Raw genomic sequence first — 13,672 nt, 5'->3', positions numbered from 1 at the left:
CCCGACTTCATCGCCAACGCGCGGCTGCCGCGCTGGCTGCTGCCGACCGACTGGCCCACCGACCGCGCCGGCCCGGCCCTGGCGCTGCTAGAACTGGCCCAGGGCCGTGTGACCCGCACCTCGCCCATCACCGGCACCGTCAGGGTCACCGGCCAAGGCTGGGACGTGCAGGGCGCGCCGGTGCTGCCCGGGATGGTCGATGCGCACACGCACCTGGACAAGGCCTTCATCCTGCCGCGCATGGGCGCCGTGAAGCCCGGCCTGCTCGGCGCGATCGACGCGGTGATCGGCGACCGCGCCCACTGGACCCACGCCGACCTGCGCGAGCGCGCCGAGCGCGGCCTGCAATGGGCCTGGGAGGCCGGAACCACGCACCTGCGCACCCACATCGACTGGTGGGACCCCAGCACCCCGCCCCTGGCGTGGGAGGTGACCGCCGAACTCGCCGCCGAATGGCGCGGCCGCGTGCGGCTCGAACAGGTCGCCCTGATCAAGCTCGGCCTGTTCCAAGACCGCGACGAGGCGCAGGCCCTGGCGCGCCGCGTCGCCGCCACCGGCCCGCACGCGCTGCTCGGCGGTTTCGTGCACTCCAGCAACTGGGACGCCAACGCCCTGCGCCACCTCGTGCACGCCGCGCAGGCGGTCGATCTGGACCTGGACCTGCACGTGGACGAGGAACTCAATCCCGGCGCGCAAGGCCTGGCCTTCATCGCGCTGCTGCTGCGCGACATCGGCTTCACCGGCCGCGTGGTCTGCGGCCACAACTGCGCGCTCGCGGCCCAGCCCGAGGACCAGGCGCTGGCCACGCTGGACGCCGTGGCGCGCGCGCCGATCACACTGGTGTCGCTGCCCATCACCAACCTGCTGCTGCAGGACGCCGTCACCGGCCGCACGCCGCGCCTGCGCGGCCTCATGCTGGTGAAGGAAGCGCGCGAGCGCGGCATCCCGCTGCTGTTCGCCAGCGACAACGTGCAGGACCCGTTCTGCCGCGTCGGCAGCCTGGACCCGCTCGAAGCCATGCAGGCCGCCACGCTGGCCGGTCAGCTCGACACCCCTTTCGACACCTGGTCCGACGCGCTGTGCCGCGCCGACTGGCTGCAGCGCCAGCCGCTGGCCCGCGCCACGCTGGACGGCGCGAGCGCCGACCTCGTGGTCTTCACCGCCTCGGACACCCATGCCTGGCCCTCGCGCACCGCGCCCCGCGTGGTGCTGCGCAACGGCCGCCCCCTCATTCCCTGACTCCCCACAAGGACCCGCCCCATGATGCACGGCTACTTCCCCCCTCACCGTTTCCTGCCCTACCTGGCCTGGACGGAAATCACCGCGCTGCCCGACCGCGAGAACACGGTCATCGTGCTGCCGGTGGGGGCCACCGAACAGCACGGGCCGCACCTGCCCTGCTCGGTCGACACCGTGATCGCCGCGGGCGTCATCGGCAAGGCCTTCGAGCGCCTGCCCGCCGAGATCCGCGCCTTCGGCCTGCCCCCCATCACCTACGGCAAGTCCGAAGAGCACCTGCACTTCGCGGGCACCATGACGCTCACCGGCACCACCCTGCTCTCGACCATGATCGAGCTGGGCGAGTCGGTCTACCGCTCGGGTTTCCGCAAGCTGGTGTTCGCCAACGGCCATGGTGGCCAGCCGCAGGTGCTGGAGATGGCCGCTCGCGAGCTGCGCCTGCGCCATGGCGATTTCGTCGTCGTGCCCTACGGCGTCTCGCGCGTGCCCAACGTCTCGGGCAAGTTCATCAGCGACGAAGAACGCAAGCTCTCCATGCACGCTGGTCATTCGGAAACCGCGCTGATGCTCGCACTGGCGCCCGACACGGTGCACATGGAGCGCGCGGCCGCGTACTTCCCGCCACCCTTCCCGTCCAAGACGCTCTCGGCCGATGGCCGACCGGCCTGCGCCTGGGTGGCGCGCGACTTCGGCCCCAGCGGCGTCATCGGCGACCCCACCACCGCCACGCGCGAACAGGGCGAAGCCATCCTCGACAGCCTGGCCAACAGCTGGGTCCAGGCCATCACCGAACTCTTCACCATGCGCTGGGTCGTTCGCGATGAACCGACCTGGGAGCGTGGCCACTTCACCGGTCACATCCAGCAGACGCTGGGCTGATCGATCCACCGTTCCGTTTCCCTCCCGCGCTCCTCCGTCCCACCCCCACCCTTCGACAGAAAGGCCTGCCATGTCCTCCTCCGCATCCCTGACCCGACTGTGCCGAGCCCTCGGCGCCACCGCCCTGGGCGTCCTGAGCCTGAGCGCCGCCCAGGCGCAGGAAAAGTTCACCTTCATGACCAACTGGTACGCGCAGGCCGAGCACGGCGGCTACTACCAGGCCATCGCGAACGGCATCTACAAGAAGCACGGGCTGGACGTGACCATCAAGATGGGCGGCCCGCAGATCAACATCATCCAGATCATGGCCGCCGGCCAGGCCGACTGCATCATGGGCGCGACCGACACGCAGATGATGGTGGCGCGCGGCAACGGCCTGCCCATCGTCAACGTGGCCGCCATCTTCCAGAAGGACCCACAGGTGCTGATCGCCCACGAGGACGTGAAGTCCTTCGAGGACATGAAGGGCAAGACCATCCTGATCGCGCCCACGGCGATGCGTGGCATGTGGTCCTGGCTCAAGGGCAAGTACGGCTACACCGACGCGCAGGCGCGGCCCTACACCTACAACATCCAGCCCTTCGTGGCCGACAAGAACGTCGTGCAGATGGGCTTCCTCTCGTCCGAGCCGTTCGCGATCCAGAAGGCCGGCGTGAAGGCCAACACCTTCCTGCTGGCCGACCAGGGCTACCCGCCCTACGCCAACCTGATCTCCTGCATGGACAAGACCGTGAAGGAACGCGAGAAGACCGTGGCCGCCTTCGTGAAAGCCACCGCCGAAGGCTACAAGAGCTACCTGGCCGACCCGGCACCCGCCAACGCGCTGATCAAGAAGGACAACCCCAACATGACCGACGACCAGCTCAACTACGGCATCGGCAAGCTCAAGGAGATGGGCATCATCACCAGCGGCGACGCCGCCAAGCAGGGCATCGGCATCATCACGCGCGAGCGCCTGCTCAAGACGCACGCCTTCCTGGTCGAGAACGAAATGATCGACCCGGCCAAGGTCAACATCGACCAGGCCTACCGCTTCGACATCTCCCGCGACGCCAAGGTCCTGCCCTGACGACCGCTGTGGGCTCCGCGCCCGCATCGGCCCGCCCCGCCTTCACCCACAAGTACCCCATGAAGACTGACCAACCGTCCGCCACCCTGGCCATTGACATCCAGGGCGTCCAGAAAACCTACCCCAACGGCACCGTGGCCTTGCAGCCGGTGGACCTGACGGTGCGCGAAGGCGAATTCGTCACGCTGCTCGGCCCCTCGGGCTGCGGCAAGAGCACGCTGCTGAAAATGGTGGCCGGCCTGCTCGAACCCAGCAGCGGCAGCCTCAAGCTCTGGGGCCAGGGGGTCAGCCAGCTGGAGAAGTCGGGCCACCGCCTGGCCTTCGTGTTCCAGTCGCCCACGCTGATGCCCTGGGCCAGCGTGCAGACCAATGTGCGCCTGCCGCTGGACCTGGCCGGCGTGCCGCGCGCCGAGGCCGACGCCCGCGTGGCCGATGCGCTCGCGCTGGTGGGCCTGTCCAGGTTCGCCAAGGCCTTGCCGCGCGCCCTCTCCGGCGGCATGCAGATGCGCGTGTCGATCGCGCGCGGCCTGGTGGTCGAGCCCACGCTGCTGCTCATGGACGAGCCCTTCGGCGCGCTCGATGAGATCACCCGCCACAAGCTCGACGCCGACCTGCTCGAACTCTGGCAGAAGAAGAACCTCAGCGTCGTCTTCGTCACCCACTCCATCCACGAGGCGGTGTTCCTCTCCAGCCGCGTGGTCATGATGGCCGCGCGCCCGGGCCGCATCGTCGAGGAATTCCAGATCGACCAGCCCTACCCGCGCACGCCGGACTTCATGGTCTCCACCGAATTCAGCCACTACGCCAAGCAACTGCAGGACAGCCTGCTGCGCGCCAGCCGCGACACGACCGAAAGCGCACACGCATGAACCCCACCGTCAACACCCCCTTCCTGAAACAGCCTCGCGTGCAGCGCGTGCTGTACCCGGCCCTGGTCGCCATCGTGCTGGTCGCGCTCTGGCACGGCCTGGTGGTCGGCCTCGAACTGCCGCCCTACCTGGTGCCCTCGCCCGGCCTGATGATGGAGACGCTGGTCAAGGACTGGTCCACACTCTTCAACTCGCTGGTGATCACCATGAAGATCACCGTGCTGTCCTTCGTGGTGGCTGTGGTGGTCGGCGTGCTGATCTCCTTCCTGTTCGTGCAGAGCCGGTTGATCGAGACCGCGCTGTTCCCCTACGCCGTGTTGCTGCAGGTCACGCCCATCGTGGCCATCGCCCCGCTGATCATCATCTGGGTCAAGCAGCCCACCGCCTCGCTGGTGGTGTGCGCGGCCCTGGTGGCCCTGTTTCCCATCATCTCCAACACCACGCTGGGCCTGCGCAGCGTCGACCCCGACCTGCAGAGCTACTTCAAGATGAACCGCGCCACGCGCGGCCAGATGCTCTGGCGCCTGCGCATCCCCAGCGCGCTGCCCTACTTCTTCGGCGGCCTGCGCATCTCCTCGGGCCTGGCGCTGATCGGTGCCGTGGTGGCCGAGTTCGTCGCCGGCACCGGCGGCACCAACACCGGCCTGGCCTACCAGATCCTGATGGCCGGCTACCAGCTCGACATCCCGCGCATGTTCGCCGCGCTGCTGCTGATCTCGCTCGCCGGCGTCTTCCTGTTCGTGCTCATGGCCTGGCTGACCAAGGTGTCGCTGGGCTCCTGGCACGCCAGCGAAATCGCGCAGGACTGAACCGCATTGAAAGAAGACCACACGCCATGACCGTTTCCAGCACCTCCATCGAACAAATCCAGCAGGAACTGCCCGGCCTCGACTGGATCACCGATCCCCTCAAGATCGGCCGCCTCTCGCAGGACTTCTCCTGGTTCAGCCCGGTGCTCAAGCGCCAGCTGCTCGGCAAGCGCGCCGACATCGTCGTCAAGCCCCGCACCGAGGACGAGATCCGACAGGTGGCCTCGGCCTGCGCGCGCCACCGCATCCCGCTCACCGTGCGCGGCAGTGGCACCGGCAACTACGGCCAGTCCACCCCGCTGCACGGCGGCGTGATCCTCGACATGAGCGGCTACAACGCCTTCCTGTGGTCGCGCCCCGGCGTGGGCCGCGCGCAGGCCGGCATCCGCCTGGCCGAGTTCGACAACGCCGCGCGCCCCACCGGCTGGGAGCTGCGCTGCATCCCCTCGACCTTCCGCAGCGCCTCGCTCGGCGGCCTGTTCAGCGGCGGCTTCGGCGGCGTGGGCTCGATCAACTACGGCCCGATCGGCGCGGCCGGCAACATCCTCGGCATCCGCGCGATGAGCATCGAGGCCGAGCCGCAGGTGGTGGAACTGCGCGGCCCCGAAGCCCTGCTGATGCACCACCTCTGGGGCACCAACGGCCTGGTGCTGGAAGTGGAGATGGCGCTGGCCCCGGCCCACGACTGGATGGAGATGATCGTCACCTTCGACGACGCCGACCGCGCGCTGGACTTCGGCAACGCGCTGGCGCACGCGCCCGGCATCGTGAAGAAGAACATCGCCCTGCTGGCCGACCCCATCCCCGCCTACATGGTGCCGCTGGCCGAATACCTGCCCAAGGGCTGCCACGCCGCGCTGCTGCTGGTGGCCGGGTTCTCGGAAGCCGCGGCCCTGCAGGTGATCACCGCCCACGGCGGCCAGGTCACCTACCGCCGCACGGCCGACGAGGTGCGGGCCCAGCACCACACGCTGGCCGAGTACTGCTGGAACCACACCACGCTCAACGCGCTCAAGGTGGACAAGGGCCTGACCTACCTGCAGACCACGTTCACGCCGGGCAAGCACCTGGACCAGGTGCGCCGCATCCGCGAGCTGTTCGGCGACGAGGTGCTGATGCACGTCGAGTTCCTGCGCAGCATGGACGGCTTCACCACCTGCACTTCGCTGCCGCTGGTGCGCTTCACGACGGAAGAACGCCTCAACGAGATCATCCAGATCTTCCGCGACAACGGCATCCGCGTGAACAACCCGCACACCTTCATCATCGAGGAAGGCAAGGTCGGAGGCGACCTGCCGCAGAACGTGATCGACATGAAAAAGCGCTTCGACCCGGCCGGCCTTCTCAACCCCGGGAAGATGCGCGCCTGGGGCCTGCCCGACTGAGCCACCCACCCTTGCACCGGAGACACCACATGAGCACAGGCAAACCCATGGCCCACTACGCCGCCGCCAAACGCGTCGGTGACTTCGTGTTCATGAGCGGCGTCGTGGCCGTGGACCCGGCCAAGCGACGCACCGTGAGCAGCTACGAGGACATCCCCACCAAGGCGCTGGCCGCCCTGCGCAAGCAGGGCTTCGTCACCGGCCAGATGTCGGTGGACGTGTTCGAGGCGCCCATCGTGTCGCAGAGCTGGTTCGTGCTGGACCGCATCCGCCAGCTCGCCGAGGAACACGGCGGGGAGATGTCCGACGTGGTCAAGCTGGTGCAGTACTTCCGCCACCTGCCCCACTACGCGCCCTACAACCGGGTGCGCGGCCTGTTCTTTCCGGGGGAGCCGCCGGTGAGCACGGTGGTCGAGGTCTCGCGCTTCCTGCCCGGCGACGAGGTGCTCGTCGAGGTGGAAGCGACGATGTACCTGCCGCAGTGATATGAAACACCCCCCTGCGCCGCTGCGCGGCTTCCCCCCTCCGTGGCGCGCCTTCGGCGCTTCGAGGGGGAACGGCATCTCGGGCCGGCGCAGCCGGACCCTTGATGCCTCTGGAGGGTGCACTTCTTTCGTTGCGGGTCGCGCTGCGACGCGTTGAGGAACTGATCCCTAGCGTCTGCTCAGCAGGCGCGGCACGTTCACCACCACCCGCACGTCGCCCGGCGGCAGGCTGGCCTTGATCTCGTGGGCCGGGTCCTGCGTGTCGCGCCAGGTCGGCTCGCCCAGCGGCATGCCCTGGCGCCCGACGATGGCGAACACCTGCGGCGCGTTCGCCTTGGCGCCGCGCCGCGTCACCACGGCCACCTCGCCGCTGGCCAGGCGCACATAGCTGCCCGGCGGGTAGAACCCGATGTGTTTGACGAACAGCGCGCCCAGCGCGTCGGGCTGCTGATCGGGCCCGAGGTACAGCTCGCGCGCCACCTGCTGCGAGAGCAGGCCGCCCCGGCCCATGCGCGGACTGATGCAGGCCACGTACACGTCGGCCATCTGCAGCAGGCGCTGCGCGAGGTCGGCCACCGGTTTGCCCGCCGGGTAACCGCTGCCATCGGGCCGCTCGTGCTGCTCCTCCACCAGGCGCAGCCACAGCGCGTCCGCCACACCCAGTTCGCGCAACATCGCCGCGCTGCGCAAGGGGTGCTCGCGCACCGTCTGGCGCTGGGCGTCGGTCAGAGGACCGGTCTGGCGGGCCATCGCGTCGTGCGTGCGCGTCATGCCCATGTTCATGGTCAGCGCGGCGCGAAACAGCGTGGCCTGCTCGGCGGGCGACACCCCCGTGGAGGGCGACACCAGCGCGCACAGGCCCGCGGAAAGCAGCGCGTGCGTCGCGCTGTAGCCCATGCGGGCATCGAAGAGCAATTGCACCAGCACCAACAGGCAGTCGTCCGGCGCCGAGTGCCACAGGCGCTGCGCACGCGCGGCCAGCCGCTCGAGCTTGTCGTAGAACTGGGTGGCGGCCGTGCCCTGGTGCAACAGGCTGTTGAGCGACGCGTGCAGGTCGGCCCAGAGCTCCACCGGCCCGGCTTCCTCGCGCGCCTCGACGTGAGGCACCTCCACCGCGTGGCTCACACCCGCGATGCGGCTGAGCGGCGCGTTGTCGCGCACCATGCGATCGAGTTCGGTGGTGTAGCTGTACGACCAGGCGCGCCAGTCGGCCTCCAGCACCACGGGCGAGTGCAGCATCAGCAGCCCCCGGTGCTGTTCCGAGGTGATCGCTTCGCCCTTGCGCAGCAGCAGCACGCCCTTCGGGTCCCACACGTTCACGGGAACCGGCTGCTGCAGGGCGATGGCGTCCAGAGGAAGCGACTTGTACATTCCGGTGAATCTACGCCTCGCCCGGGCCGCCAAAGCCGGGAATAAAAGCAGAAAAGCCCGCAAGTTCGGGCGCTCGCCAGGGGCACCGGCGCGCCGTGGCCCTCAGCGCCGCAGACCGGCCAGGACGAATTCAACGACATGCCGGCGGCGCTCGGCCACCGCCTCTGGCGTTGAAAAATCCCGGTCGAACACCGCGCTTAGGGTGTGGTTGTTCGAGAAGAACAGAAAGATGAGCGAGGTCATCGAGATGTAGAACTGATAGGGATCCACGCCCGAGCGGAACAGGCCCGCGCGCTCGCCCCGCTCAAGCATGGCCGCGACCTTCTCGATGAGGGGCGTGTACAGCGCCCGCAGCTTGGTGGACTGCTGGATGTGGCGCCCGTTGTGCATGTTCTCGTCGGACAGCAGCCGGATGAGCTCCTGGTGTTTCTGCACATGGTCGAAGGTGCTCAAAACCAGATGCTCCACCGCCTCGACCGGCCCGCCGCTGGACAGCTCCACGTCTTCGTCGTGCATCCGGAAGGACAGATAGGCCCGCTCCAGCACCTCGACAAACAGGGCCTCCTTCGACCCGAAATGGTGGGCGAGCATCTGCTTGCTGACGCCCGCGCGTTTGCAGATGGCGTCCACCCGGGCGCCCTGGAAACCGTTCTCGGAGAACTCCACGTAGGCAGCGTTCAGCAGATTGCTCTTGGTTCGCTCCGCGTTCCGCTTGCCATCGGAGGGTTCGCGCGACCGGCTCGCCGAGATGAGCGGTGCTGGGGACTTGTTGGGGCTCTCCATGGTTTCGATTATGCAGATTCGACATCTTGGTTTTTAACCAACCATCCGGATGGTTGACTAAATGGATTTTGTTTTCTAGACTGCGCGTGCCGCGGGTGCTGACCCGTGGCGCTGTCTGCAACTCAACGGGAAGTGTCGAATGTCCAAACGGCGGCTGGAAATCGGTGAAATGAATCAGCACTGGGTGCTGAACAAGCAGGTCAACACCTCCCGCAAGGGCATCGTGGTGGCGGCCAGCGCCCGCGCGGCGGAGATTGGCGCGACCGTGCTCGCGGAAGGCGGCAACGCGGTCGATGCGGCCGTCGCGGCCGCCTGTGCGCTGCATGTGGTCGAGCCCTGGTCCAGCGGGCTGGGCGGGGGTGGCTGCATGCTCGTCCACCAGGCCAGCGAGAACCGCTGCCACGCGATCGACTTCTCGATGAAATCGGCGTCCGACATCGATGCCCGCGACTACCCCCTCCTCCCGGGCAAGGAGCGCTTCGGCACCTTCCGCTGGCCCCGGGTCGAGGGCGACCGCAACATGTCGGGGCCCACGTCGATGCTCATCCCCGGGGCGGCCGATGGGCTCGGGCAGGCGCTGGAGCGTTTCGGCACCTGGGAATGGCGCCGCGCCCTGGCGCCGGCGGTTGAACTGGCCGAGCGGGGCTGGCCGGTGAACTGGTACACGACCCTGGCCATCGGCACGGAAGCCCGTGGCCTGGCGCGCTTCCCCGGCACCCGGGACGTGTTCCTGCGCGACGGGCACTACGCACCGACGGTGGAGGAAGCCGATGGCGTCGACGCCATCCGCAACCCGCGCGACGCCGCGATGCTGCGGCGCCTGGCCGAGCGCGGCTACCGCGACTTCTACGAGGGCGAGATCGCCCGCGATCTCCTGGCCGACGTGGCCGCCTGCGGCCGGACCTGGACGGCGGCGGAACTCGCGGCCTACCGCGCGCGCGTGGCCGAACCGATGGCGCTCGACCACGCCGGCGTGCGCCTGATGGTGGTCCCAGGTCTCAATGGCGGACCGACCGCGCTGCGCTTCTTCGAACGCCATCTTCACGATCACGCGCCCGGGCTCGGCCAGCCCACGCCGGACGACTACCTGCGCATCGCCTCGGTGATGCGCGACTGCTGGGCCGAACGCTACGCCAGCCTGGGCGACACCGGCCCGCGCGACAAATGCACCACGCACCTCAACGTCGTCGACGCGCAGGGCAACATGGTCTCGCTGACCAACACCCTGGGTGCGCGATTCGGCTCGCGCGTCATGCTCGAACGCCTCGGGCTCCTGATGAACAACGGCATGTTCTGGTTCGACCCCGAACCAGGCAAGCCCAACTCCATCGGCCCGGGCAAATGGCCGCTGACCAACGCCTGTCCCATGATGGTGGCGCGCGACGGCCAGCCCTGGCTGGCACTCGGCGCCTCGGGCGGGCGGCACATTCCCCCTGCCGTGATCCAGTTGCTGTCCTTCATGGTCCACCACGGTCTGAGCCTCGCGCAGGCGTTCAACACGCCCCGGATCGATGCCTCGGACCCGGCGCAGGTGCTCTGCGACCACCGCCTCAGCCCGGCAGTGATCGAGCGCATCGCCGGGCACCACGAGGTCACCCTGCTCGAACACACCGCGTACCCCATGCCCTTCGCCGTGCCCTCGGCCGTCATGCGCGTCGACGGCCAGAACAGCGGCATGGCGTCCATCGACGTGCCCTACAGCGTGGCGATCAGCGAAGAACAGCTCGCACGCCCCTCCAACGCAGCAACCTGAAAAGGAAACCAGCCATCATGAGCCACCCCATCGTCACCCGCGAGCAGATGCTCAAACGCGTGGCCTTCTTCAACCAGCTGGTGCCGAGCACGATGCCGCTGATCGACGCGGTGCTGCCCGAGTACCAGCGGGAGAACTACAACATCATCGGCATGGGCGTGTGCGAAGACGCGTCCATGGAGATCCCGATCACCGACGTGGAGAACTTCCATGTCACCCTGGTGAAGGCCCAGCCGGGCAAAGGCTCGGGCCTGCACCTTCACCAGACCGTCGAAGTCTTCATCCCGCTCTCGGGCACCTGGACGCTCATCTGGGGCGACACCGGCGAGCACGAGATGACCCTGGGCCAATGGGATGCCGTGTCGGTGCCGCCGCACATCATGCGCGGCTTCCGCAACGACGGCGACCAGGAGGCCTACATCCTCGCGATCCTCAGTGGCACGGACCCCGGCAAGGTGGAGTGGGCCAAAAACGTGCTCGACACCGCCCGCCAGGCCGGCTTCGAGCTGGACGCGCAAGGCCACATCACCCGCACCTGACGCACAGACCCTCTTTCGTCGAAAGGACATCCCATCATGATCCAGCTGCTTCTCTCCAAGATCCTCGTGGTGGCCTTGACCGCCGCTGCCGCCCATGGCGCGGCGGCGCAGTCGGCCTACCCCAGCAAGCCGATCCGCATCGTCACGCCGATCGCCCCGGGGGGTTATGAGTGGATCGCGCGGCTTCTCGCGCCCAAGCTCATGGCCAGCCTCGGCCAGCCCATCGTCATCGAGAACCGGGTCGGCGCGAACGGCAACATCGCGATGGACCTCGTGGCCAAGGCACCCGCCGACGGCCACACCCTGCTGTTCGCCTCGACGGGCGCGCTCACGATCAACTCGTCCATCTACGAGCGCATGCCGATGGACCCGATGAAGGATCTGGAGCCGGTGGCGCTCGCGGGCACGACGGCCATGCTGTGGGTCGCGAACCCCAATGGGCCGATCCGCACGCTGGGCGACTTCGTTCAACAGGCCAAGGCCGCCCCGGGCAAGCTCGACCTGTCGATGGGCGCCAGCGGATCGCTCAACCACCTGGTCTTCGAAGGCATGCGCCAGCGCCATCGCCTCGACGTGACCGTCGTCCCCCACAAGACCGCGCCCGAGGCGCAGCTGGCGGTCATCAGCGGCATGCTCCCCATCATGGTCGATGCGGTGTCCACCGGTGCGCCGCACGTCAAGTCGGGCAAGCTGCTGCCGCTGGCGGTGACCTCCGCGACCCGGGTGGAGGCCCTGCCCAACGTGCCGACCGCGAAGGAGCTGGGGCTGGACGATCGGGAGTACCTCGGCTGGTACGCGTTCATGGCGCCCCGCGGCACGCCGCCCCAGGTCATCGCGCAGCTGAACCAGGCCATCAACGAGGCCTTGAAAGCGCCCGACGTGCAGGAAAAGATGCGCGGCGCCGGCACCGAACCCACGCAGCGCACGCCCGAGGAGTTCCGCCACTTCATGGTGGACGAGCAGAAGAAATGGGGCGGCATTGCCAAGGCCGGCAACGTGAAGGTGCAATGAGTGGACGCATTCGCCCAGGGCATCAAGGGGTTCGGCGAGGCGTTGCGGCGCGGCGCGGTCACGAGTGAGCAGGCGACGCAGCAGTACCTTGCGCGCATCGCCCAAAGCCAGCCGAAACTCGCGGCATTCCGCCGCGTGAGGGCCGAGGAGGCGCTGGCGGAAGCCCGCGCCCTGGATGCGGCGCTGTCCGAGGGAGACGACCGTGGCCCCCTGATGGGCGTGCCCATCGCCATCAAGGAGATCATCGCCGTCCAGGGACTGGGCTGCAGCGTCAACTCGTCGCTAGCCGTCGCCGACCTGCTGCCGGCGGAGGGCCCTCTCGTCCGCGCGCTTCGCGCCGCGGGCTGCGTCATCCTGGGCACGACGGTCTCCACGGAATTCGCCCTGGCGACGATCAACTGGAACGACCCGGGCCCCTGGAACCCGGTGGATGCCGCCACGCGCCGCCTGTGCGGCGGGTCCAGCCATGGTTCGGCGGTGGCCGTGGCGGCGCGCCTGTGCGCCTTCGCCGTGGGCACGGACACCGGCGGATCGGTCCGGGTGCCGGCGGCGCTGTGCGGCGTGGCCGGGTACAAGAGCACCCGGGGCACCTGGTCGACCGAGGGTGTTTTTCCAGCGGCACCGTCCCTGGACTCGATGGGCGTGCTGGCCACGAGCGTGGCCGATTGCGCCACGGTGGCGAACGCGATCAAGCCTTCGCCACGCGCTCTGGCCATCCCTCTGCTCGGCTTGCGCCTGGGTCTGCTGCGCGAGCGCGATGGCGAGCCCTTGGACGCAGCGGTCCAGGAAGCGCTCGACGACACCATCGAGTGGCTGCAGAAGGCCGGTGTGGTCGTGTCGCCCATCGAGCCTCCGGGAGCGGAGGACGTCGCGGCACTGTTCTCACGGCTCATGCCGGCGGAGTTCGCGCGGGTGTTGGGCAAAGAGCGGTTGCGCGCCGGCCTCGGCTCGCTCGACCCGGTGACCGCCGCTCGCGCCGCGGCCGAAATCGACATGGACCCGGCGGAGCTGGTCGCCTTGCGGCGACACACCGCGCAATGGCGGCGCCAGGCGCAAGCACAGATGGCGGGATTCGACGCCTGGATGGGTGCCACGACCCCGATGTTGCCCGGCCCCCGCAACGCGTTGCGCTCGCTGGAGGAGGCCTTGCAATGGAACCGGCGCGTCGGGCGCCACACCCGGCCCGTCAACGTGTTCGATCAATGCGCGATCAGCATGCCCATCCCGACGCGGGAAGGCTTCCCGGCCGGCTTGCAACTGATTGGCAGGCACGGTGAAGACCCGCACTTGCTGGCCATCGCCCACGCCATCGAAAAGCTGCTCCACCCAGGCTGACAGGCAAGAAAAAAGGACTGGCGATTTCTCGCAAGTCCTTGTTTCTCCAGCGTCTTGTCTGGTGGGCGGTGCAGGGTTCGAACCTGCGACCCCTGCCGTGTGAAGGCAGTGCTCTACCACTGAGCTAACCGCCCGATTGATCTGA

13 protein-coding genes and 1 tRNA gene are annotated in these 13,672 nt (G+C 68.4%); 11 read left to right on the top strand and 3 right to left on the bottom strand.

The window, feature by feature from the left end:
- The 7 genes from AC3WPZ_RS18495 to AC3WPZ_RS18465 form a co-directional block, all read left to right on the top strand.
- The coding region (locus AC3WPZ_RS18495; protein ID WP_492440887.1) for an amidohydrolase family protein at positions 1-1,239 on the top strand (1,239 nt) is incomplete at its 5' end.
- Positions 1,240-1,260: 21 nt separating this feature from the next.
- Positions 1,261-2,118, top strand: coding sequence for a creatininase family protein (locus AC3WPZ_RS18490; RefSeq protein ID WP_291120300.1), 858 nt, complete (start codon positions 1,261-1,263; stop codon positions 2,116-2,118).
- A gap of 70 nt (positions 2,119-2,188) precedes the next feature.
- Positions 2,189-3,187, top strand: coding sequence for an ABC transporter substrate-binding protein (locus AC3WPZ_RS18485; protein ID WP_382158540.1), 999 nt, complete (start codon positions 2,189-2,191; stop codon positions 3,185-3,187).
- Positions 3,188-3,246: 59 nt separating this feature from the next.
- Complete coding sequence (locus tag AC3WPZ_RS18480; protein ID WP_382158542.1) at positions 3,247-4,056, top strand: ABC transporter ATP-binding protein; 810 nt, start codon at positions 3,247-3,249, stop codon at positions 4,054-4,056.
- The gene (locus AC3WPZ_RS18475) at positions 4,053-4,865 is read left to right on the top strand and encodes an ABC transporter permease (RefSeq protein WP_382158544.1); all 813 of its coding nucleotides are present in this window, start codon (positions 4,053-4,055) and stop codon (positions 4,863-4,865) included. The genes AC3WPZ_RS18480 and AC3WPZ_RS18475 overlap by 4 nt, the downstream gene beginning before the upstream one ends.
- A gap of 26 nt (positions 4,866-4,891) precedes the next feature.
- Positions 4,892-6,250, top strand: coding sequence for an FAD-binding oxidoreductase (locus tag AC3WPZ_RS18470; RefSeq protein ID WP_492440885.1), 1,359 nt, complete (start codon positions 4,892-4,894; stop codon positions 6,248-6,250).
- A gap of 29 nt (positions 6,251-6,279) precedes the next feature.
- Positions 6,280-6,735, top strand: a complete 456-nt coding sequence (locus AC3WPZ_RS18465; RefSeq protein WP_444686389.1) for a RidA family protein — start codon at positions 6,280-6,282, stop codon at positions 6,733-6,735.
- Between the two features lie 168 nt (positions 6,736-6,903).
- Here the strand turns inward: AC3WPZ_RS18465 and AC3WPZ_RS18460 are convergent, their stop codons facing one another.
- Complete coding sequence (locus AC3WPZ_RS18460; RefSeq protein WP_492440883.1) at positions 6,904-8,106, bottom strand: HD-GYP domain-containing protein; 1,203 nt, start codon at positions 8,104-8,106, stop codon at positions 6,904-6,906.
- A 102-nt stretch (positions 8,107-8,208) separates the two neighbouring features.
- Positions 8,209-8,889 carry a TetR/AcrR family transcriptional regulator gene (locus tag AC3WPZ_RS18455; protein WP_492432161.1) on the bottom strand — a complete coding sequence of 227 codons (681 nt, stop codon included), beginning with the start codon at positions 8,887-8,889 and terminating at the stop codon, positions 8,209-8,211.
- Positions 8,890-9,058: 169 nt separating this feature from the next.
- On the opposite strand from AC3WPZ_RS18455, the gene AC3WPZ_RS18450 reads away from it, so the two are divergent.
- From AC3WPZ_RS18450 to AC3WPZ_RS18435, 4 genes are read left to right on the top strand one after another with little or no spacing between them, the layout of a single operon-like run.
- Positions 9,059-10,642, top strand: a complete 1,584-nt coding sequence (locus AC3WPZ_RS18450) for a gamma-glutamyltransferase (protein ID WP_492440881.1) — start codon at positions 9,059-9,061, stop codon at positions 10,640-10,642.
- A 17-nt stretch (positions 10,643-10,659) separates the two neighbouring features.
- On the top strand, positions 10,660-11,181 hold the full coding sequence (locus tag AC3WPZ_RS18445; RefSeq protein WP_382326825.1) for a cupin domain-containing protein: 522 nt from the start codon (positions 10,660-10,662) through the stop codon (positions 11,179-11,181).
- Between the two features lie 36 nt (positions 11,182-11,217).
- Positions 11,218-12,192: a Bug family tripartite tricarboxylate transporter substrate binding protein gene (locus AC3WPZ_RS18440; protein WP_382324336.1), complete on the top strand. Its 975-nt coding sequence runs from the start codon at positions 11,218-11,220 to the stop codon at positions 12,190-12,192.
- Positions 12,193-13,527 (top strand): amidase, encoded by a 1,335-nt coding sequence (locus AC3WPZ_RS18435; protein ID WP_492440879.1) that lies wholly within the window; start codon positions 12,193-12,195, stop codon positions 13,525-13,527.
- A 59-nt stretch (positions 13,528-13,586) separates the two neighbouring features.
- On the opposite strand, the gene AC3WPZ_RS18430 is transcribed toward AC3WPZ_RS18435, so the two are convergent.
- Positions 13,587-13,661 (bottom strand) — tRNA-Val (locus tag AC3WPZ_RS18430).
- Positions 13,662-13,672 lie beyond the last annotated feature (11 nt).

Source organism: Hydrogenophaga sp. FW305-3-2-15-A-LB1 (assembly GCF_058787875.1).
The sequence above is the reverse complement of the archived record's forward strand: the minus strand, read 5'-3'. Positions and strand labels throughout refer to the sequence as shown.

Coding starts and splice junctions, on each gene's coding strand:
- AC3WPZ_RS18490 (WP_291120300.1), top strand. CDS start 1,261: ATGATGCACGGCTACTTCCCCCCTCACCGTTTCCTGCCCTACCTGGCC.
- AC3WPZ_RS18485 (WP_382158540.1), top strand. CDS start 2,189: ATGTCCTCCTCCGCATCCCTGACCCGACTGTGCCGAGCCCTCGGCGCC.
- AC3WPZ_RS18480 (WP_382158542.1), top strand. CDS start 3,247: ATGAAGACTGACCAACCGTCCGCCACCCTGGCCATTGACATCCAGGGC.
- AC3WPZ_RS18475 (WP_382158544.1), top strand. CDS start 4,053: ATGAACCCCACCGTCAACACCCCCTTCCTGAAACAGCCTCGCGTGCAG.
- AC3WPZ_RS18470 (WP_492440885.1), top strand. CDS start 4,892: ATGACCGTTTCCAGCACCTCCATCGAACAAATCCAGCAGGAACTGCCC.
- AC3WPZ_RS18465 (WP_444686389.1), top strand. CDS start 6,280: ATGAGCACAGGCAAACCCATGGCCCACTACGCCGCCGCCAAACGCGTC.
- AC3WPZ_RS18460 (WP_492440883.1), bottom strand. CDS start 8,106: ATGTACAAGTCGCTTCCTCTGGACGCCATCGCCCTGCAGCAGCCGGTT.
- AC3WPZ_RS18455 (WP_492432161.1), bottom strand. CDS start 8,889: ATGGAGAGCCCCAACAAGTCCCCAGCACCGCTCATCTCGGCGAGCCGG.
- AC3WPZ_RS18450 (WP_492440881.1), top strand. CDS start 9,059: ATGAATCAGCACTGGGTGCTGAACAAGCAGGTCAACACCTCCCGCAAG.
- AC3WPZ_RS18445 (WP_382326825.1), top strand. CDS start 10,660: ATGAGCCACCCCATCGTCACCCGCGAGCAGATGCTCAAACGCGTGGCC.
- AC3WPZ_RS18440 (WP_382324336.1), top strand. CDS start 11,218: ATGATCCAGCTGCTTCTCTCCAAGATCCTCGTGGTGGCCTTGACCGCC.